Genomic DNA, 25,446 nt, shown 5'->3' on the forward strand with positions numbered 1-25,446 from the left:
AGTGTGGCGAGAGGGGCTTTCATGATGCTGGCGCGGCGAGCGGTCTGGGCGGGTAAGCCGGTTCGAGCGTAGTCGAGGCCGGGGGAAAAACGATACGTGGAGGAAAGCCGTGTTGCAGCAAGCTGCCCCGCGATGGCAAGGGCCGGGGCACGCCGCTACCTTAACGTGCGCCGATGCTATAAAGGAAGCTTCGCTGACTTATGCGGCGCATAAGAAATTCTTTGGTATGCGGCATCTCAATCCCGACTTCCTGCAGGCCTTTTCGCTGGTTTGCGATCTTGGTAGCTTCTCGGCGGCGGCCGAGCGCCTCGGCTTGAGCCAGCCGGCCGTCAGCCTGCAGGTGCGCCAGCTGGAGCAGCGTTATGGCCTGCGCCTGCTCGAACGGGTGGGGCGCCACGTGCTGCCCACCCCTGCCGGCGAAGACTTGCTGGCGCACGCGCGCGGCGTGGCCGGGGCGCTGGCCGCCGCCGATGACAGCATGGCGCGCCACGCCGGTGGTGTGATCGGCCGGGTGCGGCTGGGCACGGGCGCCACCGCCTGCATTTACCTGCTGCCTGCGGTGCTGCGCGACCTGCGCCGCGCCATGCCTGCGCTGGAGATCGTGGTCAGCACGGAAAACACCGGCGAAGCGCTCAAGGCGGTGGAAGACAACGCCCTGGACCTGGCCTTCGTGACGCTGCCAGCCTCTGGCCGGATGTTCGACATCACGCCTGTGCTGGAAGACCCGTTCGTGGCCATTGGCCCCGCCGACGATGAGCCGTTGCCCGCTACCGTGACGCCCGCCGACCTGGCTGGCCGGCCGCTGGTGCTGTTCTCGCCCGGCGGCAATACGCGCCGGCTGGTGGACGAATGGTTCCTGCGCGCCGGCATCAGCGCGCGCCCGGTGATGGAGCTCGACAGCGTCGAGGCGATCAAGGAGCTGGTGGGTGCCGGGCTGGGCTATTCGGTGCTGCCGGGCATGGCGCTGCCGCCAGGCCAGCCGCGCGCGCGGATCGCCGTGCGCCCGCTGGCCCCGCCGCTGGCGCGCACGCTGGCGCTGGTGCTGCGCCACGACAAGCCGCTGCGCGCCGGGCTGCGTGCCACCGTGGCGGCCCTGCTGCGGCTGGCGCCGGAAAGGCAAAGCCCGGCCTGAGCCGATATGCCACCTCTCGGGGGCATGCGGGCGGGCAACGCCGCTTGTATAGTGCGGGTTTCAGCCCCGACGCCGGGGCATCGGTCGAACCAGGAGTGCCGCCATGATCACCATCTATCACAACCCCCGTTGCTCGAAGTCGCGTGAAACCCTCGCGCTGGTCGAGGCAGCCGCTGGCCGGCTGGGCGAGCCCGTGGAGATCGTGGAATACCTGAAGACGCCGCCCACGTTGTCCACGCTCAAGCAGCTCCACACCATGCTGGGCGTGCCGGTGCGCGAGATGGTGCGCGACAACGAAGCGCCCTACAAGGAGCTGGGCCTGGCCGATCCGGGCCTGACCGATGCCGAGGTGCTGGGCGCGGTGGCCGACCACCCCATCCTGCTGCAACGCCCGCTGGTGGTGCGCAACCGCCGCGCCGCCATCGGCCGCCCGCCCGAGAACGTCTCCCCCTTGCTGGCCTGAGCCGGCGCCGGCATACCTTGGTCCCGGAATAAAACCGGCCCCCACCAAGGTGGGGGCCGGCCCGGTCAGGGAGGCTGAACTGCTTCAGGCGGGTCGTCTAATGAACACCCAGCCAGTGCATGGCCTCCTGGCCGAAAGCGATTGCCGCCAGGACCACCAGCAGGATCACCAGCGTCACCGCGCTCACGTAGACCGTGGCCTTGGCGACGTCGGCGTCGTCCTCCAGGGAATGCGAGCGTGTGGACTCTCGCGAGGATGCGCTCACGTGCGGCCAGTGCAACCGCCCGGCCATATGGCGCAAGTGCAGGTCGGGATGGAAACGCATGGGCGACACCTCCTGGGCGTGGCTCGCGAGGCCGTGTAAGCGTATATGGCGTGGCGCCGCGGCAGCCCTGTGACGGGGTGGGTTCGGATGCCATATACGTCTTAACTATAGCTGGCGCGGCCCAGGATGCGAGGCCGGCGCACGGCCCGCGGCAATCCGCAGGCAAACCTGCTCAGGCCGTGGGAGCCGGTGGCGCACCATCGCTTTCGGCCAAAGCTTGCGCGGCGGCCAGCGTGGCCTCCCGCGCGCGCAGCTCGGCGAGCATGTTGCAGAACAGCGCACCTTGCTCCAGCGCATCGTCAAGCGCCACATGGGTGTGCGGCAGCGGGTCCTTCCACTCGGCCGGCAGTGCCGGCTTGACGGTCTTGCGGTAGGGCAGCCCGGTCATGGCGAACCCCAGCGTCTTGATGTCGAGCGCGGCCCAGCCAAACGGCGAGCGGCCGGCAAAACGCATCATGTACCAGAACATCCAGGTGAAGTCGAAGCCAGCCGGAAAGGCCACGAAGACCGGCTTGCCGGGCAGGCTTTCCACCCACTCCACGTAGCGCACCATGGCCCGCTCGGGCGGCTCCAGGTCCTGCCGGCAGGCGGCCCAGGCTTCCGGCTGGCTTTGCCACCACTGCATCTGCGCCGGATGCCCGGCCGCGCCCGGCAGCGTTTCCAGGTTGGCCGAGAAGGTGCTCACCACGGTCTTGTCCGCCAGCATCGCGGCGGAGGCGAACGACAGCATGGAGTGCGGCCCGGGGATGGGGCCGTCGGCCTCCACGTCGGTGCTGACATAGATTTCGGGACGGGTGTCAGGTGCCTGTCGCTTGGCCATGGCCTGCCTTGGAAATGAGGTTCGAGAAAAGCGGCGGCGGGTTTAGCCCACTAGCCCACTAGCCTGCCAGGCCACTAGGCCACATCGATCAGGTGGTCCGCCACGTACGGGTTGTTCTTGCGCTCCTCGCCAAAGGTGGAGACGGGCCCGTGGCCGGGCACGAAGGTGACGTCCTCGCCCAGCGGCCACAGATGGGTGCGGATCGAGCGGATCAGGTCGGCGTGGTTGCCGCGCGGAAAGTCGGTGCGGCCGATCGAGCCGGCGAACAACACATCGCCCACGATGGCAAGCCGGTTGGCGCGCGAGAAAAACACCACGTGGCCGGGCGTGTGGCCCGGGCAGTGGTAGACCTCCAGCGTCTCGCTGCCGAACTGCACGGTGTCGCCCGTGTCGAGCCAGCGCTGCGGCTCGAAGATCTCGGCGTGGCCAAAGCCGAAGCGGCGCGTCTGCTCGGGCAGTTGCTCGATCCAGAAACGCTCGTCCTCGTGCGGCCCCTCGATCGGGATTCCAAGCTCGCGCGCGAGCGACGCGGCGCCCGCGCAATGGTCCACATGGCCGTGGGTGAGAAAGATCTTCTCCAGCGTCACGCCGTGTTCTTTGACCGCGGCATGGATGCGGTCAAGGTCGCCGCCGGGATCGGTCACCGCGGCGCGGCCGGTGGTCTCGTCGATCAGCAGCGCGCAGTTCTGCTGGAAAGGCGTCACGGGAATCAATAGGACTTGCATGGGGCGGAATTCAGGAGGGGGAACGCGGGATATCGCGAAAGCCGCGGAAGCCGTGGAAGCCGCGGGCGCCTGATGCGCCACAACGGGCGCAACCGCCGGGACGGCCCGCGATTGGAATCGTCCTCGCATTGTAGCGTCGGGCACACTGGAACGTGCTGCGCCCGGCAGCACGGCCAAGCCATGAAGCCATGCGGGCAGCACACCGTGAAAGCCTTGCCAGGACTGGCATTGCGCCCGACCGCCGCCGAATCGGGTACGGTTTTTGCCGCGCGTTACAGACAATTCGTAACATAATCAAGACCATAGGTGTAACTGCGTGATGCTAGACTCCCGCGATGTCTTGGTTACCCCCCCATTTTCCCCGCCCCGGGCGGATCGTCCGCCTGTGCCTGCACGCCACGTGCGCGCTGGCGCTGGCCGCCTGTGCGATCCCGCCGGCGGATGAAGCGCAGGAGGGCATGCCCACTGCCGCCACGCCGGGAAGTGCCAAGGCTGCCAAGCCGGGCAAGACGGCCAAGGGCGACAAAAACGGCGGCAAGCATGGCAAGGCCGATGACGCCACCAGGGGCGAGGCGACCGATCATGCCCAGAAAGACAACGGTAACGGCTGGGGCCTGTTCCGCTGGGGCGGCGGCAACGATGCGCTGGGCGAGGGCGCCGGCCAGGGCTCGCTGGAAGGCTTGCGGCCCGACTTGGGCTCCTTTGAGCAGCGCGGCACGGCGTCCTGGTATGGCAAGGGCTTCCATGGCCGCAAGACCGCCAATGGCGAGCGCTTCGACATGCGCGCGATGACCGCCGCGCATCCCTCGCTGCCGCTCGACAGCTGGGTGCTGGTGCGCAACCTGCGCAACGGCAAGGTCGCGGTGGTTCGCATCAACGATCGCGGGCCGTATCACAGCAACCGCGTCCTCGATGTCTCCTATGGCGCCGCCAAGCGCCTCGGCTTCACCGACCACGGCTCGACCCAGGTGGAAATCCGGCGCCTGTCGCGCTCCGAGGTCGCGGCGCTGGGGCCACAGATCGCGCCGGGCGATGACGATGCGGGCGATGGCGGCGACGATGCCTCCACCGGTTCCGAGATGGCAGACAATCCCGCCAAGCCGGCGCGCACGGCCCGCAAGGCGCGCAAGCCTGCCACCACGAAGCGCAAGAGCCGTTGAGCCGGGGCGCGGACCATGTGCCCTGCCAGGTCCGCGAGGCCGACGGCGCCAGCCTCGCGCTTGTCTCCGGCTTACTCCGTGGCTTCGTCCTCCGCGCCACCCTCGGCGCGCTGGGCCAGCGCCAGCCGGTACAGCGCATCCGTTGGCGCACCGGTAATGGCGGCGGCAAGCTTGGCAGCCCGCTTGGCCGGCAACTCGGCCAGCAGCAGGCCCAGCACCTGCTGGGCGCGGGCGTCGGGCAGGCCGGCATCCGCCGCCGCCGGTGCTGCCCCTTCCACCACCAGCACGAACTCGCCCTTGGCGCGCGACGGATCGGCGGCGAGCCAGGCCGGCGCCTCGCTCACGGGCAGCACCTTGATTTCCTCGAACAGCTTGGTCAGCTCACGGCCGATCAACAGCCGCCGGCCGGCCGGCAGCGCGGCAGCCAGCGCCGCCAGCGTGTCGGCGATGCGGTGCGGCGCCTCATACACCACCCAGGCATGGTCCAGTGTGGCCAGCCCGGCGATGGCATCGGCGCGCGCACGCGCCTTGGGCGGCAGGAAACCGGCAAAGGTGAAGCGGCCGTCACCGCTGTCGAGCATCGCGCCCGCCACCGACAACGCGGCCACCGTCGCACTCGGGCCGGGCAGCGGCACCACCGCGTGGCCCGCGGCGCGCGCCGCTTCCACCAGCCGCGCGCCCGGATCCGAGATGCCGGGCGTGCCCGCGTCGGACACATAGGCGATGCGCTCGCCGGCCGCCAGCCGCGCGTTGATGCGCTCGGCCGCTTCGCGCTCGTTGTGCTCGTGCACCGCCAGCAAAGGGCGGTGCAGGCCCACGCGCGTGAGCAGTTGCCCGGTGTTGCGGGTGTCCTCGCAGGCCACGGCGTCGACCAGGCCGAGCACATGCAGCGCCCGCAGCGAGAGATCGGCCAGGTTGCCGATCGGGGTGGCCACCACATACAGGGTGCCGGACGGGTAGGACTGGCCGGCCGCCAGGGAGATCCAGTCAGTCATGCTTGAGAACTTCCGTTGAAACCATCATTCAAATCCACGATGTCGCCGACGCAGGCGCGGGGAGCCCGGGCCGAGTCGCGCGCGCTGGACTACCTGGAAAGGCAGGGCCTGGCGCTCGTGGTTCGCAATTATCGCTGCAAAGGCGGCGAGATCGACCTGATCATGCGCGCGGCCGACGGCACGCTGGTGTTTGTCGAGGTGCGCCAGCGCGCCAGCCGTGCTTATGGCGGTGCAGCGGCCAGCGTCACGCCCGCCAAGCAGCGGCGCATCCTGCTGGCGGCGGCGCATTACCTGGCGGCGCAGGCAGGACAGGGCTTCGAGCCGCGCTGCCGGCTGGATGTGGTCGCGCTGGAGCCGGGCCGCCTCGAATGGATCCGCGACGCGTTCGATGCTGGCGCGGCGCAATGAAGCGGCAGGCAGCCCAGGCGCCTGCGTCATAATGCAGCGGTATCTTGCGGCGCATGCCGTATTTGAAAAGCGTTTGAAAACAAGAAGGCCGATCGAGCCATGCATATCGATAGCATCCAGCAGCATTTCTTCGACAGCGCGGAGACCAAGCGCCAGGCCGCCACGGTGATGGCGCCGCACATCGCCGCGGCGATCGAGCGCCTGGTTGGCGCGCTCACCAGCGGCAACAAGATCCTGGCCTGCGGCAACGGTGGTTCCGCCGCCGATGCCCAGCATTTCGCGGCCGACCTGATCGGCCGCTTCGAGCGCGAGCGCCCGGGCCTGGCGGCCATCGCGCTGACCACCGACAGCTCCATCCTCACCGCCATCGGCAATGACTACGATTTCAGCGTGGTGTTCTCCAAGCAGGTGGAAGCGCTCGGCCAGCCGGGCGACGTGCTGCTCGCCATGTCCGCCTCCGGCAACGCCGCCAACGTGATCGCCGCGGTGCTGGCCGCCAAGCAGCGGGACATGAGCGTGGTGGCGCTGACCGGCCAGGGCGGGGGCGAGCTCGCCGGCCTGCTCGACGAATTCGACGTCCACCTGTGCGTGCCCAGCGAGCGCGCGGCGCGCATCCAGGAAGTGCACCTGTTGACCCTGCATTGCCTGTGCGACGGCATCGACGAAGCGTTGCTGGGCGAGGGGTAAGGCCTGCGCCCACCCAAGCTCGCCGCGCGGCGCTGCCGCCTTTTGCCACCACAGCCCTTTTTTTGCCTCACCGCTTTCAGCAAGGACCGCATGACGACTCTGCCCAACCCGCGTGAATCCCGCGCCGCCCGGCTGACCGGGCACCTGCCGCGCCTGGCCCGCACCGCCGCCATGATGGCGGCCCTGACCGTCGCGGCCACGCAGCTCGCCGGCTGCTTTCCGGTCATCGCTGCCGGCATGGCCAGCGGCGTGACCATGGCCACCGACCGCCGGCCCACCGCCACCCAAACCATCGACCGCGGCCTGCAGCTCGAAGCCGAGAACACGCTGAACTCGCGCTACAACGGCCAGGCCCGCGTGAGCGTGTCGGTCTTCAACCGCAAGGTGCTGCTGACAGGCGAGGCCAAGGACAACACGGTCAAGCAGCAGATCGAGCAATACGTAAAGGGCCTGCCCAATGCGCGCGAAGTGGTCAACGAGCTCGAGATCGTCTCGTCGCCGTCGTTCGTCACCCAGAGCCAGGACACCTTTATCACCAGCAAGGTCAAGACCATGCTGGTCACCGCCGATGGCGTGCCCTCGAACTCGATCAAGATCGTCACCGAGAAGGGCGTCGTCTACCTGCTCGGCGTGGTCACGCCGCCCGAGGGCGAGCGCGCCACCGATGTGGCGCGCAATGCCAGCGGCGTGGTCAAGGTGGTCAAGGCATTCGACTATGTGACCGAAGCCGAGGCGGCCAGGCTCGACGCTGCCTCCACCGGGCGGACCACGCCGCCAGACGCAGCGCCCGCCGACTCTGCCGGCTGCTGCCGGCCGCCGCCCGCGCCTGAGAGCAGCCGGCGCAGTTCGATCTGCGGATTTCGCATCACATGCGCGCGCTGCGCTGTGCTAGGGTTGGCACGCCCTCGCGGCGCGACCCCGGAGCGAACACCATGAACCAGACCCTCACACCAGCTGCCCTGCCGACGCTAATAGCGTTAATAGCGCTGACGCTACTGGCCCTGCCTGCCTGCGCGCGCGCGCAGGCGACCGACGCCACCGCGCTGCAGGCGCGCAACTGGGCCGCCGCCTGCGCCGGCTGCCACGGCCCGGCCGGCCGCGCGCCTGCGGGCAGCGTGGTGCCGGCACTCGCCGGGCGCAGCCAGTCCGAGCTGGTCCGCCAGCTGCAGGACTTCAAGCAAGGCAAGCGCGAGGCCACCGTGATGCAGCAGATCGCCAAGGGCTACAGCGACCAGCAGATCGAGGCCATCGCGGGCTGGTTCGCCGCCGTGCGCTAACCCTGCAACCCGGCAAGGAGATTTCCAGATGCAACGACGTGAGTTTCTCGGCACGCTGGCCGGCGCGGCCATGTTCGGCACGCTCGGCGCGCAAGCCGCGACCCGCAGGGCAAAGGTGGTGGTGGTGGGCGGCGGCTATGGCGGCGCCACTGCCGCGCGCTACCTGCGCGAATGGAGCACGCAGGGCATCGAGGTCACGCTGGTCGAGCCCAACGCCAGCTTTGTGTCCTGCCCGCTATCCAACCTGGTGCTCGCCGGCAGCAAGCGCATCGACGACATCACCTTGTCCTACGATGCGCTGGCAAAGCGCCACGGCGTCAAGGTCGTGCGCGACCACGTCAGCGCCATCGACGCCGCGCGCCGCGAGGTACGCCTGGCAGGTGGCGGCACGCTCGCCTACGACAAGCTGGTGCTCTCACCTGGCGTGGACGTGCTCTCCGGCGAGATCCCGGGCCTTGCCCAGCCCGGCGGCGACCAGATCCTGCACGCCTGGAAGGCCGGCCCGCAAACGGTGGGCCTGCGCCGCCAGCTGGAGGCCATGCGCGACGGCGGCACCTTCGCCATCAGCATTCCGCTGGCGCCGTATCGCTGCCCGCCTGGCCCCTATGAGCGCGCCTGCCTGGTCGCGGACTATTTCACCCGGGCCAAGCCGCGCAGCAAGGTGCTGATCCTTGACGCCAATCCCGACGTCACCTCCAAGGCAGCGCTGTTCAAGCAGGTCTGGGCCACGCGCTACCAGGGCATGGTCGAGTACCGGCCGCAGTACAACGCCGTCGATGTGGACCCTGTCACCCGCACGCTCAAGTTCGAGGTGCAGGACGACGAGCGCGCCGACGTGCTCAACCTGCTGCCGCCGCAGCGGGCCGGGGCCATCGCCGTTGCAAGCGGGCTGGCCACCGCCAACGGCCGCTGGTGCGAGGTCGATTTCCTCACCTTCGAATCCAAGGCCGCGCCCAATATCCACGTGCTCGGCGATGCCATCCAGATTGCGCCGCTGATGCCCAAATCGGGCCATATGGCCAACCAGCATGGCAAGGTGGCGGCCGCTGCCATCGTGTCGCTGCTAGCCGGCCACGCGCCCAACCCCGAGCCGCTGTACAACAACACCTGCTATAGCTTCACCTCGGAGCGCGAAGCCATCCATATCGCCAGCGTGCATCGCTACGATGCCGCGCAGAAGACCATGGTCACGGTGCCCGGGTCAGGCGGGCTGTCGGCGGCGCCGAACGCGCTGGAAGGCACCTATGCGCAGGCGTGGGCGGATGCCATCTGGGCCGACATGCTGGGCTGAGGGCAGTCCGCGGCAGTCACGATCTGCGTTGTCGTGCTGGAGAACACCACGGGCTTCGCTTCAAGTGGTTCCTGGCTAAGCCTCCCTCTCCCCCTGAGGGGAGAGGGAGAGACAGCCTTCGTCATGGCGCGCGGCTATGGCCCGTTCGGCGGCTTCGGCTATGCGAAGGGGTAAACACTATATGCGCAATTACGCATATACGAATATATTGAACGGCATGGATGAGATGGATCGCGTGTTCGAGAAAGTGTCGGGGTATTTCAGCCTGCTGGCAGAGCCCACCAGGCTGAAGATCCTGCACGCCCTGTGCGATGGCGAGAAGCCGGTGGGCACCGTGGTGGAGACGGTGGGATCGTCGCAGACCAATGTGTCGCGCCATCTCACCGCGATGTACCGCGCGGGCGTGCTGTCGCGCCGCAAGGAGGCCAACCTCGTGTTCTACGCCATCGAGGACGAGAGCGTGATCGAGCTGTGCCGCACGGTCTGCGTGCAGGTCGCCAGCCGGCTGGAAGACAACGCTTTGCCAGCCAGCATGGTCGATCGCTTCATGCCGCAGGCCACCCCGGCACCGCGCCGGCGCAGCCGCTGAGCAACGCGCCGGGTGCCAGGCAGCAACGCTCGCACCAAGGTTCGACGGCAGCCGTCCGCTTGCGCGGGCGCTGACCCACAACAGGTTCGCCGACGGTGCCTCTGGCGCCGCACGCGCGAGCCGGAGGAGACCGCAGTGCCGCAACAGAGCCGCCCCGGGCGCATCGTGCGTGCGCCGGAGCATTTCGTCAGCGCCTCGCTGCAGCAGGACATCACGCAGCATGGCGTAGGCGCGTCCGACAGCCCTCGCCGCGACTTCCTGCGCAAGAGCTTCCTGGGCGCCGCAGCCGCGCTGGCCGCTGGCGTCGCCAGCCGGGCCCGCGCAGCGGATGGCGTTGCCGGCGACGACGCCATCCTCACCCCGCAACCCTGGGCCACCACGCTCGGCCAGCCGGTTGCCGCGCATCCCTACGGCCAGCCGTCGCCGTTCGAGAAAAACCTGGTGCGCCGCGAGTCGCCAGGCCTGACGCGGGTATCGGCGGCCTCGGTCTCCTTTGCCCCGCTGCAAGGCTTCTTCGGCATCATCACGCCCAACGGCCTGCACTTCGAGCGCCATCATCAAGGCTGGCAGGACATCGATCCGGCCCGCCACCGCCTGATGATCAACGGCCTGGTGAAGGCGCCACGCGTCTACACCATGGACGACCTGATGCGCCTGCCCGCGGTGTCGCGCATGCACTTCATCGAGTGCGGGGCCAATACCGGCATGGAATGGGGCAACGTGGCGGTGCCCACGGTGCAATACACCCACGGCATGCTGTCGTGCTGCGAGTTCACCGGCGTGCCGCTCAAGGTCCTGCTCGACGATGCCGGCGCGGACTTCAAGCGCGGGCGCTATCTGCTGGCCGAGGGCGGCGACGGTTCAGGCATGACCCGCACCATCCCGATGGCGCTGGCCGACGAGATCATCGTCGCCTGGGGCATGAACGGCGAGATGCTGCGCCCCGAAAACGGCTACCCGCTGCGGCTGGTGGTGCCCGGCGTGCAGGGCGTGTCGTGGGTCAAGTGGCTGCGCAGGCTGGAGCTCGGCGACCAGCCGTGGAACACCAAGGACGAGACCGTGCACTACGTGGACATGATGCCCGACGGCATGCTGCGCCAGTACACCTCGATCCAGGAGTGCAAGTCCGTCATCACCACGCCCTCCGGCGGGCAGCAGCTGGTGGGGCGCGGCTTCTACAACATCAGCGGCCTGGCGTGGTCCGGGCGCGGGCGCGTGAAGCGCGTCGATGTCTCGGTCGACGGCGGGCGCAACTGGCGCACCGCAAGGCTGGAAACGCCCGTGCTGTCCAAATGCCTGACGCGCTTCAACCTGGACTGGGTGTGGGACGGCTCCCCGGCCATCCTGCAGAGCCGCGCCATCGACGAGACCGGCTACGTGCAGCCCCGCCTGGCGCAGCTGCGCGCGGTGCGGGGGGCGCGCTCGATCTATCACAACAACGCCATCCAGAGCTGGCAGGTGGCCGATGGCGGCGAGGTCTCCAATGTCCACGTTGACTAGCGCCGGGCGCGCGGCACTCCTGGCCATCGCCGCCGCGCTGTGCGGGCCAGCGGCGATGGCCGCCGCGCCGGACGGCAGCGCGCGTGCGGCGCTCGGCCGCACTGCCACGCCGGCCGAGGTCAAGGCCTGGGATATCGATGTGCGCCCCGACTTCCAGGGCCTGCCCAAGGGCAGCGGCACGGTGTCGCAGGGACAAACAATCTGGGACGGCAAATGCGCCTCGTGCCATGGCGACTTTGGTGAGTCCAACGAGGTGTTCTCGCCCATCGTCGGCGGCACCAGCGCCGAGGATATCCAGCGTGGCCGGGTGGCCTCGCTGACCGGCAACCAGCCGTACCGCACCACGCTGATGAAGGTCAGCACGGTCAGCACCCTGTGGGACTACATCCACCGTGCGATGCCGTGGAACGCGCCCCGGAGCCTGTCCGCCGACGACGTCTACGCAGTCACGGCCTACCTGCTCAACCTGGGCGATATCGTGCCGGCGGACTTCACGCTGTCGGACGGCAATATCGCCGAAGTGCAGCAAAAAATGCCGAACCGCAATGGCATGACCCTGCAGCACGGCCTGTGGCCCGGGCGGGGCCAGGCGGATACGCGCAATACGGCGTGCATGAAGGATTGCGCGCCCACGGTCAAGATCGTGTCGACCATGCCGGCCTATGCCCGCGATGCCCACGGCGACCTGGCGGCGCAACAGCGCACCGTAGGGCCCACGCGCGGCTGGGCTGCCGGCGGCGGCGCCAGCGCACCCGCGGCCGCCATCCCGGCCACCTCGGCCACACCCGGCGAGACGGCGGGTGCGAAGCTGGCCAGCCAGTACCAGTGCATGGCCTGCCATGCCACCGATCGCAAGCTGGTCGGTCCGAGCTTTGCCGAGGTCGCGCGCAAGTACAAGGGGCAGGATGCACAGGACGCGCTCGTCCACAAGATCCGGGCAGGCGGGCAGGGCGCCTGGGGCAGCATGCCGATGCCGCCTCAGGCGCAGATTCCCGATTCCGACCTGCGCACCGTGGTGGGGTGGATTCTTGAGGCAAAATAGCGGACTGGCCGCCCCGTGGCGCGGCCAGCGCGCCGCCGCGCCGGCCGTGCCGACAGGCAACACTGGCAGCGAGCGGGCTTTTCGCCGTCCCCACGGCTCTTCAAAGTTCGGAGCATATCCATGAAGCAGTTTGTCATCGCAACGCTGATGCTGGCTTGCGCCGCCTCGGCCAACGCTGCAGTCGATGCCGCCAAGGCCCAGGAAATCGCCAACAAGAACGCCTGCATGGGCTGCCACCAGGTCGACAAGAAGCTGGTTGGCCCGGCCTACAAGGACGTGGCGGCCAAGTACAAGGGCGACAAGAACGCGCTGGCAACGCTGACCAAGAAGGTCAAGAGTGGTGGTGCTGGCGTCTGGGGCCCGGTGCCGATGCCCGCCAATGCCGCTTTGAGCGACGCCGACCTGAAGACGGTCGTGGAGTGGGTGCTGGCAGGCGCCCCGGCCAAGTAAGCACAGCCAGGGCAAGCCCTGCCCGGACCGGTTACGGCTTCGGGACCAAAGGGGCGCCGATGGCGCCCCTGTGCGAAGGCGGCAATGCACCGCCCGCTGCGGCGCGAAAAAGGCGCGGCAGGCCAACAGAAAACCAAGCCGGAACGGAAAACGCAGGAGAAGAGGAAACAATGCATTCAAAACGACGAGACGTATTGCGGGTCACCTCCGTGCTCGCACTGATGGCCGCCACCGGCCTGATCAGCAAGGCGCAGGCGGCGGAGTGGAACAAGACCGCCTTCGACGGCAAGAGCGTGGCCGACGTCATCAAGGCATTTGGCGGCAGCGGCACCGAGAAGAGCACCGCCATTGTCTTTACCGCCCCCGACATCGCCGAGAACGGCGCCGTGGTGCCGGTCGCCGTGACCAGCAACATCCCTGGTACCGAGCAGATCGCCATCCTGGTGGAAAAGAATCCCAACACGCTGGCAGCGGATTTCATCATCCCGGCCGGCACCGAGCCCTTTGTCTCCACGCGGGTGAAGATGGGCCAGACCTCGATGGTGTACGCCGCCGTCAAGGCCGGCGGCAAATGGTACGTGGCGTCCAAGGAAATCAAGGTGACGCTGGGTGGCTGCGGCGGCTGAGGCCACGCTCCCATCCACCCAAGCGGATTTCCCGCCCCACCATTACCTGAAAGAGGAAAGAACATGGCAGACCCGATGCGCGTACGTGCCGCCGAGAGCGGCGGTGTGGTCGACGTCAAGATCCTGATGAAGCACGACATGGAAACCGGCCAGCGCAAGGACGCGTCCGGCAAGATCATTCCCGCCTGGCATATCCAGAGCGTGACGGCGCAGTGCAAAGGCAAGGATGTATTCCAGGCCCAGTTCGGCCCGGCGGTATCCAAGGATCCCTTCCTGAACTTCAAGTTCAAGGGCGGCGCCAAGGGCGACAAGGTCACGGTGACCTGGGTCGACAACCGCGGTGACAAGCGGACCGACGAAGCGACCATTTCCTGATCGAACCGGGTACGGGTCAGTACCGGCCTGGCCGAGCGGGCAGCGGCATCCTCTGCTATGGTTCAGGTCGAATGTCGGGCCCGGGCCGGCGCATGGTGCGCGCGGGGGCGCGACCGGAAGGATAGCAATCATGCGGCGAGCATTTATTCGAGCAACGGCGGCGCTGGCGGCGATCGGCCTGGCCGCCAAGGCGGCGGCGCAAGCGGCGCCGGCGGCCGCCGGCAGGGGCGGGCGCGTCAAGGTGGTCTACCAGTTGTCCGAAGGCACGGACCAGGCGGTGCGCGCCATGGCTAACCTGCGCAACCACCTGAACGCCGCGCCGGATACCAAGATCGTGGTGGTGGCGTTTGGCTACGGCGTGGACTTCATCGTGGAAGGCGCGCGTGACGCACGTGGCAACACCTTCGAGGCGGCGGTCGGCGCGCTGGCCAGTTCCGGCGTCGAGTTCCGCGTTTGCCGCAATACGCTCATGGCGCGCAAGATTCCGGAGTCCAGCCTGCTGATGGAAGCCAAGGTGGTACAGGCTGGCGTGGTGGAAGTGGCCAAACTGCAGTTCGATGAAGGCTATGCCTATATCAAGCCGTAAATACGCAAGCCGTAAATACAGGATGTAAGCAGACAGGTTGTAAGCAGCACCCGCGCAAGAGCCGGCCCGCACCGGGCGCCGATAACGGGAAGACAAGCCATAAGATGGGCCCGCGCGGCCTGGCGCCACACGGCGGCAGGCTCCCGAGGCCCCGAGGAGAAGCCCCATGAACACGATCAGACGCCGCCACACCGGCGCCGCGCTGGCGCTGGCCGGCACCGTGGCGCTCGCCGCCGCGGCGGTGCACGCCCAGGGCAGCACCGCCGAGGAAATCGCCAAGTACCGGCAGATGCTCGCCGAGGGCAACCCCGCAGAATTGTGGGAAGCCGCCGGCGAGGAACTCTGGAAAAAGCCCGCCGGCCCCAAGAACGCCTCGCTCGAGCAATGCGACCTGGGTAAGGGCCCCGGCGTGACCAAGGGCGCCTACGCCGAGTTGCCGCGCCTGTTCAAGGATACCGGGCGCGTGATGGACCTGGAGCAACGCCTGGCCTACTGCCGCGTGACGCTGCAGGGCCTGACCCAGGAAGAGGCCCTGAAGAATCCCTTCGCCTCCACCGGCAAGCCCTCCGACATCGAGCGCCTGGTGGCCTTCGTGGCCGGCGAGTCGCGCGGCATCAAGATGAACGTGGAGCTGAACCATCCCGAAGAAAAGCGCGTGTACGCCCTCGGCCAGAAGATGTTCTTCTACCGTGGCGGCGCCTACGACTTCGCCTGCGCCACCTGCCACGCCGTGGACGGCCAGCGCATCCGCCTGCAAGAGCTGCCCAACCTGCTGACCAAGCAAGGCGCGCAAGCCGCGTACACCACGTGGCCCGCCTATCGCGTCTCGCAGGGCGAGGTACGCTCGATGCAGCACCGCCTCTATGACTGCCTGCGCCAGCAGCGCTTTCCCGAACCCGCCTATGGCTCCGACGTGATCACCGCGCTGAGCCTGTTCCTTGCCAGGAACGCAAACGGCGGCACGTACGACGGTCCGGCCATGAAGCGCTGAGGCAAGGGAGAGCAGAGATGAAACAAGCGCATAAATACGCACAAGGCACGCTGGCCACGTTCGCCATGCTGGCCTGCATGGGTGGCATGGCTCACGCGGAGGACAGCGCCAAGCCGGCCAAGGCCACAAAGCCTGCGAACGTCACCGCCAAGGTCGCCGCCGTCAGCGACGCCGACATGAAGAAGCTGATCGAAAGCTCCTTCACCTCCAAGGGCCCCGCCACGGTCGAAGGCGTGCTCGATCGCGACGCCATGCAGAAGGCTTGCAGCGACTACCCCGACCGCTCCAAGGTGCCGGCCGCGGTGGCCAGGAAGATCGAGGCCGCCGAGTTCAAGCAGATCAAGTACCCCGCCGACAAGCAATGGCTGGGCGACTGGAAGGAAGGCGAGAAGACCGCCCAGAACGGGCGCGGCATGCAGTTCTCCGACGCAGTCGGCAGCCCCAACGGCGCTAACTGCTACGCCTGCCACCAGATGACCAAGGCCGAGATCTCGTTTGGCAATATCGGCCCGTCGCTGTACCAGTACGGCAAGCTGCGCGGCGACTCCGAGGCGGTGATCAAGTACACCTGGGGCAAGATCTGGGATTCCAGCGCGTTCGCGGCCTGCTCCAACATGCCGCGCTTCGGGCACAAGGGCATCCTCACCGAGCAGCAGATCCGCGACGTGATGGCACTGCTGCTGGACCCCGCCTCGCCGGTCAACCAGTAAGGCTGCGCAATGACACCCAGCCGCATGGCAGGCTCCCTCCGGCGCGCGCGCGTGCTGCTGCTTGCCGCACTGGCCTGGAGCGGCGCGGCCGCCGCGCTGGAGGTGGGCGACACCGTGCGCCTGCCGCCGGTGCAGTTGCTCGACGGCCGGGTCGTGACGCCCGCCGACCTGGCCGGCAGGCCGCTGGTGGTGGAAGTCTGGGCATCGTGGTGCCCCTTCTGCGCACTGCAGAACCCGCGCCTGCAAAAGCTCTTTGAGAGCACCGGCGGCGCGCGCGGCGGGCTGCAGGTGCTGGCGGTCAGCATCGACAAGGACCCTCGCGACGCCACTACCTACATGGCGAAACACGGCTACACCTTCCCGGCCGCGATGGACACGCCCGCGCTGCGCGCCGCGCTCGGCAAGCGCCGCGGCCTGCCCGAGCTGTACGTGATCGACGCCCACGGCAAGGTCGTGCAGAAGGAGGTCGGCGAGATGCTGGAAGAGGAAGTCGCGGCGCTGGCCAGGTACGCCACGCCAACGCAGAAGTAGCCGCATTGGCCATATCGGCCATATCGGCCACAAGATGCCGGGTCGCAAGAGCCAGACACCGGCGCATGACATGCACAGGACGAGACAATGAACCGACGCGAGTTCCTGCAGGTGCTGGCTATCGCCGGCGCCGGCGGCATGACCTTTCCCGCCACCGACGCGCAAGCCGCGCAGGCCGCCGGCAAGCTCTATGACGTGCCACGCTTCGGCAATGTGCACCTGCTGCATTTCACCGATTGCCACGCGCAACTGCGCCCGCTGCATTTCCGCGAGCCCAACGTCAACCTCGGCGTGGGCGACTACGCGGGCAAGCCGCCGCACCTCGTCGGGCAGGCCTTCCTGCGCCACTACGGCATCGCCCCCGGCAGCGCGCAGGCCCACGCCTTCACCTATCTCGATTTCACCGAAGCCGCGCGCCGCTACGGCAAGGTTGGCGGCTTCGCCCACCTCGCCACGCTGGTCAAGCAGCTCAAGGCCGGGCGGCCCGGCGCGCTGCTGCTCGACGGCGGCGACACCTGGCAGGGTTCCGCCACCGCACTGTGGACGCGCGGGCAAGACATGGTCGACGCCGCGCTGGCGCTGGGCGTGGACGTGATGACCCCGCACTGGGAGATGACGCTCGGCGCCGAGCGCGTCACCGAGATCGTCGAGCGCGACTTCAAGGGCAAGGTCGCCTTCCTCGCGCAGAACATCAAGACCAACGACTTCGGCGATCCCGTCTTCGACCCCTACGTGATCCGCGAGATGAACGGCGTGCCGGTGGCCATCATCGGCCAGGCGTTCCCCTACACGCCGATCGCCAACCCGCGCTACTTCACGCCAGACTGGACCTTTGGCATCCAGGAAGAAAACCTGCAGCAGGTCATCGACCAGGCGCGCGGCAAGGGCGCGCAGGTGGTCGTGCTGCTGTCGCACAACGGCATGGACGTGGACCTCAAGCTCGCCTCGCGCGTGCGCGGGCTCGACGCTATCCTCGGCGGCCACACGCACGACGGCATGCCGGCGCCGGTGCCAGTCAGCAACGCCGGGGGCACCACGCTGGTGACCAACGCCGGCTCCAACGGCAAGTTCCTCGGCGTGCTCGACTTCGACGTCAAGGGCGGCAAGGTCAGCGGCTTGCGCTACCGCCTGCTGCCGGTCTTCGCCAACTATCTCGCAGCCGATCCCGCCATGGACGCGCTCATCGCCAAGGTGCGCGCGCCGTATGAGAAGCAACTCGGCGAAGTGCTGGCGCGCAACAGCGGCCTGCTATATCGACGCGGCAACTTCAACGGCACGTTCGACCAGTTGATCCTGGACGGCCTGATGGACGTGCAGGGCGCCGAGATTGCCTTCTCGCCGGGCTTTCGCTGGGGCACCACGCTGCTGCCCGGGCAGGCCATCACCATGGAACACCTGATGGACCAGACCGCCATCACGTATCCCCACACCACCGTCACCGCGATGAGCGGCGAGACCATCAAGACCATCCTCGAAGACGTGGCCGACAACCTGTTCAACCCCGATCCCTACTACCAGCAAGGCGGCGACATGGTGCGCGTGGGTGGCCTCCAATACACCATCGACCCCACCGCGTCGATGGGAAAACGCATTACCGAGATGCGCCTCAAGGGCCAGCCCATCGACGCCGCCAAGACCTACAAGGTAGCCGGCTGGGCACCCGTCTCGGAAGACGCCCGCCAGAGCGGCAGCCCGCCGATCTGGGACCTGATGGCCCAGTGGCTGCGCGCCTCCGGCGAGGTCACCGCCCGCCCGTTGAACCTGCCGACCGTGCGCGGCATGACCGGCAACGCAGGCATGGCAACGTGATTGAACAGCCGCGAAAAACTGAGCTACAATCGTTCGTCACGGGCCGATAGCTCAGCTGGGAGAGCGCTGCGTTCGCAATGCAGAGGTCGGGAGTTCGATCCTCCTTCGGTCCACCAGGATTCGCAGTACAAGACAACGCACTACGTTTAACGACGTAGTGCGTTTTTTGTTTTGGGGGTACGGCATTCCCTGATGCGCCCGCAGGGCACACGTCGTTCTCACGGCTCACCGCGGTTACTCGCGGCGCGTCTTTTGCGAAACCGGGACCACCGACGGATTTGCGGCCGTGGGTGCCGGTGCGGACGGCGCCGGGGACGGCCTGATCTGCGGGCTAGGCGAATGCGGCAACCGCACGGGTGCGATGCCCTCGGATCCCAGCAGCGCCTGGCCGTTGTCATAGCCGGTGGAGACGGCTTCGAGGTAACCCTGCGCAAACGTCTGCTCGGGCGTGACCAATGACTGGGCTGGTGCGGGGGGCTGGGCATAGGCGATGCTGTTCGCGCATAGCGCGAGCACGCGCATCAACAGGACACCTCGGCGCAGCGTTCGCATCCCTGCCTGCATGCGCGAGCAGGGCAGGCTCTCTCGTGGTGCATTGCGGTTGATCTTCATGACGGTTCTCCAAAGGAGCGATGGCTCCGGGTGGGACGGTGGGACGGTGGGAACGTGGAAGGAAACGAGCATCGGCGCCGCGCTCTGAACCCTTAACCGCATGGACCATGCCATCCGCCTGGCGGCGCCAATAGCGCAGGCGTCGCCACTTTTCCGGGTAAACCTGTTGGAGAACGACAGACACGCAGGCTGGCCGCGGTTGGGCAGGACACAACATGCGATCGATGAAAGCGAGAGGCGACTACCTCGGCCGGGCTGTGGATAACCTGGCAAAACCCTGGGGATAAGCAGGCAGGAAAGCTGTGCCCGGGCTGGGGGTGGGTTGTGGGGCGTATACGAACAACTTCGAGGCGATTTTTTCTCGCCACGTATACGCCCGGTAGATATCCCGCGAGATCAGGGTATTCCCTAGGGCTTATCCTATTCGCAAGTCATTGAGCGGAAAGGGAAAACCCGGCTTATCCACGGGAAAACGGGCCGTTTACCTACTACTACTATATTGGTATACGTAAACAATAAAGAAAGACATAGGGCAACCATTGCGCCGGGCGTATACGTTGCCCGCCTTTGTTGCAGCGCTTCGCACGTATACCTGCACGGGCATCCTCGCCAGCAGGTATACGTGCCGCCGTCGCGTGCTACCGTCGCCTGCCCGACGTTTACCTCACCTTCGCGGCACCTTGAACGCTTGCCTTGCGCGCAAGGCCTCCTCTCGCGTCGCACAGCCTTCCCGGTGATCGTTGACCAGGCCCATCGCCTGCATCAGCGCGTACATCGTGGTGGGGCCGACAAAGCGCCAGCCGCGTTTTTTCAGGTCCTTGGACAGCGCGGTGGATTCCGGCGAGATGGCCATGGTGCGCAGCACTTCCGGCGTCAGCAGCTTGGGGCGGCTGGCCGGATCGGGCTCGAAGCGCCAGAAGTACGCGGCCAGCGACGGCTCTGTCTCCAGCAGTTCCAGGGCGCGCTGCGCGTTGTTGATCGCCGCCTCGATCTTGCCGCGGTGCCGCACGATGCCGGCGTCGCCCAGCAGCCGCTGGATATCGCCTTCGCCGAAACGGGCCACCTTTTCAATCTCGAAGTTGGCGAAGGCGCGGCGAAACGCCTCGCGCTTGCGCAGGATGGTGAGCCAGCTCAGGCCGGCCTGGAAACCTTCCAGGCATAGCTTCTCGAACAGGCGCCGGTCGTCGTCAACGGGAAAGCCCCATTCGTTATCGTGGTAGTGGCAGTAGTCTTCCAGCGTGCCGCACCAGCTGCAGCGCTGGCGCTCCGTGTCCGCCACGGTGTTAGTAGCCGGTAGCGCCGCTTTCTTCGCTGCTTTCGGTGCCACGTTCTTCGGCGCCGTCGTCGGCACCTTCTTCGGCCCCTTTGTTGTCACCTTTTTTGTTACGTTGCTATCTGTTGCCATGGGTGCGGTCTCCTTCGATCTGTCATCTTAAAGCGACTCGCGCGGCATGTCGCGCCCACGCGGCCTCGGGGCGCATTTGCTACGATGCCGCCCGTAAAGGACGAATTGATTAAGAGGACTGACATGGAAAAACGACTGGCGACCATCGAAGAAGACGGCTGGCAGCTCGACGACGGCGAGGTCATCGGCGAGGCGCACCCCGAGACGTTCTGGGTGCCGGCACTGGCGGAGCGCCAGGCCCTGCAGGCCGGCCAGCTGGTGAAGCTGATCTTTCGCATCGTCACTGCTGACGAGCAGGACCGCGAGGAGCAGCACGTGGAACGCATGTGGGTGGTCGTGACCGGCCGTGAGGGCGATCTCTACAGTGGCGAGCTGGACAACCAGCCTTATTGCACAGAGGAAATGGCGCCCGGCATGCCGCTCTGGTTCGAGGCGCGGCATGTGATCAATATCCATAAAGAGGGCGAAGAAGAATAACCCGCCCCGGTTAAGCGCCCAGCCGGCGCATATCGACTGGAATCGCCCGGAATCGCCTGGAAATGTCGGTCTGGCGTTACACTGGACATGCATGATGCAGGCGGTGATGGGTGCCGGCAAACGCAGTATCCGCACCAACGGCCGCCGCCTTCCCCAACCTTCTTAGGCGAAACCTCATCTGATGCGCTGGATATTCGGGGTGATTGGCTTGGTGCTCGGCATGGTGGCGGCCGGGTTTGGCGGTGCGCTGACGGGCGCGGTCCTGGGCTTCGGTTTTGGCTGGATGGTCAGCGACCGGCCCACCCGGCCTCCTGGTGAGGGCGAAGCGCAGGGCGCGGCGGCGGCTCCGCTCGAAGCCCGCGTGCTGCGGCTCGAGCAGGAGCTGTCCACGCTCAAGCGCGAGCTGGCGAGCCTGCGCGGCGAGAGCATGGGCACCCCATCGGCCACATCGACCCTTGGCGCAGCGCCGGGTACGGTTGCCGCCAGCGATGTCCCGTCCTTCGAGCCGGCTGCCAGCGTCGCCGTGCCAGTGCCGTCCATCCCGGCGGCGATCCCGATCCCGGTTGAGGCGGCACCCGTGCCGAACTCCACGCCAGCTCCGCCGCTGGCACCCGCTCCCGCACCTGTAAGCGCGCGCCACATCGAACCACCGCTTTCGTCCACGCTCGGGCCGGGCGAACCCGATTTCGTCGAGCGCGCGATATCCGCCGCGCGCGGCTGGCTGCTTGGCGGCAACAGCGTGGTGCGGGTGGGCATCCTGATCCTGTTCTTCGGCGTGGCGTTCCTGCTCAAGTACGCCTCCGACAACGCCATGCTGCCGGTCGAGTTCCGGCTGGCTGGCGTGGCGGCCGGCGCGGTGCTGCTGCTGCTGGCGGGCTGGCGCCTGCGCGAGCGGCGCGCCGCCTATGCGCTGGTGTTGCAAGGCGGTGGCGTGGGCGTGCTGTATCTCACCGTCTTCGCCGCCACCAAGCTCTATGGCCTGCTGCCGGCCGCGGCCGCGTTCGCGCTGATGGTGGTCATCTGCGCGCTCGCCGGCGGCCTCGCGGTGCTGCAGAACGCCCCGGCGCTGGCGTTCACCGGCAGCGCCGGCGGCTTCCTTGCCCCGGTGCTGATCGCAACGGGCGGCGGCAGCCATGTGATGCTGTTCAGCTACTACGCGCTGCTCAATGCCGGCGTCTTTGCCATTGCCTGGTTCCGGGCCTGGCGCCAGCTCAACCTGCTCGGCTTTGCGTTTACCTTTGGCATCGGCACGGCCTGGGGCGCGCTGAACTACCGGCCCGAACTGCTCGCCACCACGGAGCCGTTCCTGATCCTGTTTTTCCTGATGTATACGGGCATCGCGTTGCGCTATGCGCTGCGCCGGCGGGTCAGCCTGAAGGACTACGTGGACGGCACGCTGGTGTTCGGCACGCCGCTGCTGGCCATGGGGCTGCAGGCCGCGCTGGTGCGCAATATTCCTTTTGCCATGGCATGGAGCGCGGTGGCGCTCGCGGCGTTCTATCTCGGCCTGGCGGCGTGGCTGGCGGCGCGCCGCGATCGCCTGGGGCTGCTGTTTGAAGCCGTGCTGGCGCTGGGCGTCATCTTTGCGTCGCTGGCGGTGCCGCTGGCGTTCGACGGGCGCACCACAAGCGCTGTATGGGCCGTGGAAGGCGCTGCCGTGGTGTGGGTGGGGGTGCGCCAGCAGCGGCGCCTTGCGCTGGCCAGCGGGCTGCTGCTGCAGCTGGCGGCCGGCGCGGCGTTTGCCGCGGGCAGCTTGTTCGAGGCCACGCAACTGGCGTGGCCGGTGCTGAACAGCCGCTACGTGGGCACGCTGCTGCTGGCGGTGGCCGGTGTTTTCAGCGGCTGGCGCCTGCACGGGCGCCCCGAGGCGCGTGCCTGGTCCGCGCCATGCGCGCCGCTCGGCCTGGGGGCGGCGTTGTGGGGACTGCTGTGGTGGCTGGGCGGCGGCGTGATCGAAATCCAGCACTGGTATGGCGTGCGGGGCTGGCAAGTGCGCGCGCTGCTCGACATGCTGGCGATGTTCATGGTGCTGAGCGCGTGGCTGGCGCACCTGGCGCGGCGCGTCCTGGCGTGGCCGCTGGCCAGCGTGCCGGCGCAGGGCATGGCGCCGCTGCTGGCGGTCCTTGCCGTGCTTAGCTGCATCGTGCCGTCGGCGTCGCCCTTGCTCGGCTTTGGCGCGCTCGCCTGGCTGATCGTGTTTGGCGCCGCCTGGCTGCTGCTGTGGCGGCAGCAGGACGATGAACGCGATGCCTTGCTGGCGCCCATGCATGCTCTGTTGTTCTGGACCGTGTGCGTGCTGCTGTCCACCGAAGCTTACTGGCGGCTGCGTGCCTATGTGCCGGAGGGCGCCTGGAGCTGGAGCGCCTGGGCCTATGGCTATGGCGGGCTGCTGGCGCTGCTCTCGGCCTGGGGCTGGCGCCTGCGTTGGCCGGTGGGGCGTTTCCAGCGTGCTTACCTGTTGTATGGCGCGCTGCCGCTGGTGGCGTTGCTGTGGCTGTGGAGCATCGCCAGCGTGTCCAGCGACGGCGACGCCGCGCCGCTTTCCTACCTGCCGCTGCTCAACCCGCTCGATGTTGCCCAGCTGCTTGCCATGCTGGCGGTGGCGCTGTGGCAGCACCGGCTTGCCGCCGCGGGCCTGGCCACGCGGCCGCGCGTGCTCGGGTACGCCGCGATCGCCACGGTGTTGCTGTGGCTAAACGCCGTGCTCCTGCGCACCCTGCACCACTGGGCCGGCGTGCCCTACACGCTGGAGGGCCTGGGCGGCTCCACGCTGGTACAGGCGTCGCTGTCGATGTTCTGGACCGTGCTGGCGCTGATCACCATGGTGGCAGCCACCCGCCGCGGCGCGCGCGCGCTGTGGTTTGTGGGGGGCGCGCTGCTTGGGGTGACGGTGGTCAAGCTGTTCCTGTTCGACCTGTCCTTCGTCAAGGGCATCGAGCGGATCATCTCGTTTATCGGCGTGGGCGTGCTGCTGCTGTTGATCGGCTACTTCTCGCCCCTGCCGCCAAAGCAAGAGGAGGCGACGTGATGGCGGCTTTCCGAACCGCGGCCGGGCGGGCGCTGCCGATGCTGATGGCCGCGCTGTTGCCATCGCTGCTGTCATCGGTGCTGTCATCGCTATTGCTGCCGCTGCCCGCGCGGGCTGAGCGGTTCGCGCTGGCGACCGAACGCGACGCGGCGTACTACGCCGTGACCCTAGACGCCGATGTCTACACCCATAGCGCGCGCCCCGGGCTGGCTGACCTGCGCGTGCGCAACGGCACAGGCGAATTGCTGCCTTACGCGCTGGATCTGCCGCCCGAGCCGGCGGCCGAGGTACGCTCGCTGCGCGATGTGCCGTGGTTCGCGCTGCCGGCCGCGCAGTCGCGGCAGTCCGCGCCCCTGGGCGTGGTGATCGGGACCGACGGCGCGCTGCGCGCCGCCACCGCCCCGCCCGCAGCCGGCACTGCCGGGGCATGGCTGCTTGACCTGAGCCAGTTGCGCGACGACGCCGGCGCGGTGGTGATCGGCCTGCCGGATGGCGATTACCAGGGCAGGGTGGACGTTGCCAGCAGCGACGACCTGCAGCACTGGCAAGCCGCGGGCGGCGCGCAGCTGCTGCGGCTGAGCCGCGAGGGCAGCACGCTGAGCCAGGACCGCATTGCGTTGGGGCGCCTGAGGGCGCGTTACCTGCGGCTGCAGTGGCAGGGCGTGCCGCCCGTGCCGGCGCGCGTGCAGGTGGAGACCGTGGCGGCCAGCCTGCCCTCGCCGCTGGCGCTGCAATGGCGCGACGGCATCGTCGCCACGCAGGCCCAGCCTGGGGGCGATTACCTGTTCGACAGCGGCGGACGCTTCCCGGCCGAGCGCGTGCGCATTCGCCTGCCGCAGACCAACACGGTGGTGCAAGCCACGCTGTGGTCGCGGCCCGATGCGCAGGCATCCTGGCGCATGGTCAGCAGCGCACAGCTCTACCGTCTTTCCGGCGCGGCGGGCACCGAGCAGGAAAGCGCGCAGCTGGCGATCGGGCGCAACACGGATCGCCTGTGGCGCCTGAGCGTGGATGCCCGCGCTGGTGGGCTTGGCGCCGGCATGCCGGTGCTGGCGCTTGGCTGGCGCCCTGCCGTGGTGACCTTTGTCGCGCGCGGCGCGCGGCCGTTCTCGCTAGCGGTTGGGGAGCCGGCGGGCGCGGTGCAACAACCCGGGGCGGTCGCGCGGGCCGAGTTGCTCGCCGGGCCGGCACCGGTGATCGCCGACGCCCGGATTGCAGGCATGACGGCATCGCCGCCGGCGGCCGTGCCTTCGGACACCCAGCGCAGCCGGCGCTTTATCCTGTGGGGTGCGCTGCTGCTGGCGGTCGGCGTGCTGGGCTTGATGGCCTGGCGGCTGCTGCGGGTGCTGGGCGCGGCGCAGGCGCCGCCGGACTGAGCGCAAAGAAAAAGGCCAACCTTGCGGCTGGCCTTTTTCATTTCAAAGCGACGTCC

Annotated in this window: 28 protein-coding genes and 1 tRNA gene; 23 read left to right on the forward strand and 6 right to left on the reverse strand. The window is 68.0% G+C overall.

Annotation, left to right across the window (positions count from 1 at the left end):
* The first annotated feature begins 226 nt into the window (after positions 1–226).
* Entirely contained in the window at positions 227–1,132 is a 906-nt protein-coding gene (locus AC1RQK_RS23730) for a LysR family transcriptional regulator (RefSeq protein ID WP_492811487.1), read from the forward strand.
* Between the two features lie 103 nt (positions 1,133–1,235).
* Positions 1,236–1,595 (forward strand): arsenate reductase (glutaredoxin), encoded by a 360-nt coding sequence (arsC, locus tag AC1RQK_RS23735; protein WP_492374141.1) that lies wholly within the window; start codon positions 1,236–1,238, stop codon positions 1,593–1,595.
* Positions 1,596–1,692: 97 nt separating this feature from the next.
* Here arsC and AC1RQK_RS23740 read toward each other — a convergent pair whose 3' ends face one another.
* The 3 genes from AC1RQK_RS23740 to AC1RQK_RS23750 all read right to left on the reverse strand — a co-directional run bounded on the left by AC1RQK_RS23740 (position 1,693) and on the right by AC1RQK_RS23750 (position 3,465).
* Positions 1,693–1,920, reverse strand: a complete 228-nt coding sequence (locus AC1RQK_RS23740) for a hypothetical protein (protein WP_492374142.1) — start codon at positions 1,918–1,920, stop codon at positions 1,693–1,695.
* 172 nt (positions 1,921–2,092) lie between these two features.
* Positions 2,093–2,740, reverse strand: a complete 648-nt coding sequence (locus tag AC1RQK_RS23745) for a 3'-5' exonuclease family protein (RefSeq protein ID WP_492811489.1) — start codon at positions 2,738–2,740, stop codon at positions 2,093–2,095.
* A gap of 74 nt (positions 2,741–2,814) precedes the next feature.
* A complete protein-coding gene (locus AC1RQK_RS23750) occupies positions 2,815–3,465 on the reverse strand; it encodes an MBL fold metallo-hydrolase (RefSeq protein ID WP_477133553.1) in 651 nt (216 codons plus the stop codon).
* Positions 3,466–3,800: 335 nt separating this feature from the next.
* Between AC1RQK_RS23750 and AC1RQK_RS23755 the strand changes: the two genes are divergently transcribed.
* On the forward strand, positions 3,801–4,625 hold the full coding sequence (locus AC1RQK_RS23755) for a septal ring lytic transglycosylase RlpA family protein (RefSeq protein WP_492811491.1): 825 nt from the start codon (positions 3,801–3,803) through the stop codon (positions 4,623–4,625).
* A gap of 71 nt (positions 4,626–4,696) precedes the next feature.
* Here AC1RQK_RS23755 and rsmI read toward each other — a convergent pair whose 3' ends face one another.
* Positions 4,697–5,620, reverse strand: coding sequence for a 16S rRNA (cytidine(1402)-2'-O)-methyltransferase (gene rsmI / locus AC1RQK_RS23760; protein WP_492374146.1), 924 nt, complete (start codon positions 5,618–5,620; stop codon positions 4,697–4,699).
* A gap of 39 nt (positions 5,621–5,659) precedes the next feature.
* On the opposite strand from rsmI, the gene AC1RQK_RS23765 reads away from it, so the two are divergent.
* From AC1RQK_RS23765 to AC1RQK_RS23845, 17 genes are all read left to right on the forward strand, one after another.
* Entirely contained in the window at positions 5,660–6,028 is a 369-nt protein-coding gene (locus AC1RQK_RS23765; RefSeq protein WP_492374177.1) for a YraN family protein, read from the forward strand.
* 99 nt (positions 6,029–6,127) lie between these two features.
* Positions 6,128–6,715, forward strand: coding sequence for a phosphoheptose isomerase (locus AC1RQK_RS23770; RefSeq protein WP_043350515.1), 588 nt, complete (start codon positions 6,128–6,130; stop codon positions 6,713–6,715).
* A gap of 90 nt (positions 6,716–6,805) precedes the next feature.
* Positions 6,806–7,651 carry a BON domain-containing protein gene (locus AC1RQK_RS23775; protein WP_492811494.1) on the forward strand — a complete coding sequence of 282 codons (846 nt, stop codon included), beginning with the start codon at positions 6,806–6,808 and terminating at the stop codon, positions 7,649–7,651.
* Positions 7,648–7,992: a c-type cytochrome gene (locus AC1RQK_RS23780; protein ID WP_492374148.1), complete on the forward strand. Its 345-nt coding sequence runs from the start codon at positions 7,648–7,650 to the stop codon at positions 7,990–7,992. Before AC1RQK_RS23775 ends, AC1RQK_RS23780 begins: the two co-directional genes overlap by 4 nt.
* A 28-nt stretch (positions 7,993–8,020) precedes the next feature.
* The gene (locus AC1RQK_RS23785) at positions 8,021–9,283 is read left to right on the forward strand and encodes an FCSD flavin-binding domain-containing protein (protein ID WP_492811497.1); all 1,263 of its coding nucleotides are present in this window, start codon (positions 8,021–8,023) and stop codon (positions 9,281–9,283) included.
* Between the two features lie 181 nt (positions 9,284–9,464).
* Positions 9,465–9,872: an ArsR/SmtB family transcription factor gene (locus tag AC1RQK_RS23790; protein ID WP_043350505.1), complete on the forward strand. Its 408-nt coding sequence runs from the start codon at positions 9,465–9,467 to the stop codon at positions 9,870–9,872.
* 135 nt (positions 9,873–10,007) lie between these two features.
* Positions 10,008–11,372: a sulfite dehydrogenase gene (soxC, locus tag AC1RQK_RS23795; protein ID WP_492374150.1), complete on the forward strand. Its 1,365-nt coding sequence runs from the start codon at positions 10,008–10,010 to the stop codon at positions 11,370–11,372.
* Entirely contained in the window at positions 11,356–12,414 is a 1,059-nt protein-coding gene (locus tag AC1RQK_RS23800) for a c-type cytochrome (RefSeq protein ID WP_492811499.1), read from the forward strand. The genes soxC and AC1RQK_RS23800 overlap by 17 nt, the downstream gene beginning before the upstream one ends.
* A 120-nt stretch (positions 12,415–12,534) precedes the next feature.
* Positions 12,535–12,864 (forward strand): c-type cytochrome, encoded by a 330-nt coding sequence (locus AC1RQK_RS23805; protein ID WP_150991213.1) that lies wholly within the window; start codon positions 12,535–12,537, stop codon positions 12,862–12,864.
* A 170-nt stretch (positions 12,865–13,034) separates the two neighbouring features.
* On the forward strand, positions 13,035–13,490 hold the full coding sequence (gene soxY, locus AC1RQK_RS23810; protein ID WP_043350495.1) for a thiosulfate oxidation carrier protein SoxY: 456 nt from the start codon (positions 13,035–13,037) through the stop codon (positions 13,488–13,490).
* 63 nt (positions 13,491–13,553) lie between these two features.
* Positions 13,554–13,865 (forward strand): thiosulfate oxidation carrier complex protein SoxZ, encoded by a 312-nt coding sequence (gene soxZ / locus AC1RQK_RS23815; RefSeq protein WP_150991211.1) that lies wholly within the window; start codon positions 13,554–13,556, stop codon positions 13,863–13,865.
* Positions 13,866–13,995: 130 nt separating this feature from the next.
* Positions 13,996–14,451 (forward strand): DsrE family protein, encoded by a 456-nt coding sequence (locus AC1RQK_RS23820; protein WP_492811502.1) that lies wholly within the window; start codon positions 13,996–13,998, stop codon positions 14,449–14,451.
* A 166-nt stretch (positions 14,452–14,617) separates the two neighbouring features.
* The gene (soxA, locus tag AC1RQK_RS23825; RefSeq protein WP_492374152.1) at positions 14,618–15,442 is read left to right on the forward strand and encodes a sulfur oxidation c-type cytochrome SoxA; all 825 of its coding nucleotides are present in this window, start codon (positions 14,618–14,620) and stop codon (positions 15,440–15,442) included.
* Between the two features lie 65 nt (positions 15,443–15,507).
* Complete coding sequence (gene soxX / locus AC1RQK_RS23830; RefSeq protein WP_492374178.1) at positions 15,508–16,152, forward strand: sulfur oxidation c-type cytochrome SoxX; 645 nt, start codon at positions 15,508–15,510, stop codon at positions 16,150–16,152.
* A 24-nt stretch (positions 16,153–16,176) separates the two neighbouring features.
* Complete coding sequence (locus tag AC1RQK_RS23835; RefSeq protein ID WP_492374153.1) at positions 16,177–16,683, forward strand: TlpA family protein disulfide reductase; 507 nt, start codon at positions 16,177–16,179, stop codon at positions 16,681–16,683.
* An 87-nt stretch (positions 16,684–16,770) separates the two neighbouring features.
* Positions 16,771–18,492, forward strand: coding sequence for a thiosulfohydrolase SoxB (gene soxB, locus AC1RQK_RS23840; protein WP_492811504.1), 1,722 nt, complete (start codon positions 16,771–16,773; stop codon positions 18,490–18,492).
* Between the two features lie 40 nt (positions 18,493–18,532).
* Positions 18,533–18,608, forward strand: a tRNA-Ala gene (locus AC1RQK_RS23845).
* A gap of 118 nt (positions 18,609–18,726) precedes the next feature.
* Here the strand turns inward: AC1RQK_RS23845 and AC1RQK_RS23850 are convergent.
* Both AC1RQK_RS23850 and AC1RQK_RS23855 read right to left on the reverse strand, forming a co-directional pair.
* Entirely contained in the window at positions 18,727–19,104 is a 378-nt protein-coding gene (locus tag AC1RQK_RS23850; protein WP_492374171.1) for a hypothetical protein, read from the reverse strand.
* A gap of 664 nt (positions 19,105–19,768) precedes the next feature.
* On the reverse strand, positions 19,769–20,509 hold the full coding sequence (locus AC1RQK_RS23855; protein WP_492811506.1) for a DNA-3-methyladenine glycosylase I: 741 nt from the start codon (positions 20,507–20,509) through the stop codon (positions 19,769–19,771).
* A gap of 123 nt (positions 20,510–20,632) precedes the next feature.
* On the opposite strand from AC1RQK_RS23855, the gene AC1RQK_RS23860 reads away from it, so the two are divergent.
* The 3 genes from AC1RQK_RS23860 (at position 20,633) to AC1RQK_RS23870 (ending at position 25,390) form a co-directional block, all read left to right on the forward strand.
* Positions 20,633–20,986, forward strand: coding sequence for a hypothetical protein (locus tag AC1RQK_RS23860; RefSeq protein ID WP_043350474.1), 354 nt, complete (start codon positions 20,633–20,635; stop codon positions 20,984–20,986).
* Positions 20,987–21,167: 181 nt separating this feature from the next.
* Positions 21,168–24,014, forward strand: a complete 2,847-nt coding sequence (locus AC1RQK_RS23865; protein WP_492811509.1) for a DUF2339 domain-containing protein — start codon at positions 21,168–21,170, stop codon at positions 24,012–24,014.
* Positions 24,014–25,390 carry a DUF3999 domain-containing protein gene (locus tag AC1RQK_RS23870; RefSeq protein WP_492811511.1) on the forward strand — a complete coding sequence of 459 codons (1,377 nt, stop codon included), beginning with the start codon at positions 24,014–24,016 and terminating at the stop codon, positions 25,388–25,390. Before AC1RQK_RS23865 ends, AC1RQK_RS23870 begins: the two co-directional genes overlap by 1 nt.
* Positions 25,391–25,446 lie beyond the last annotated feature (56 nt).

It is taken from the genome of Cupriavidus sp. GW822-FHT02D05 (assembly GCF_058802485.1).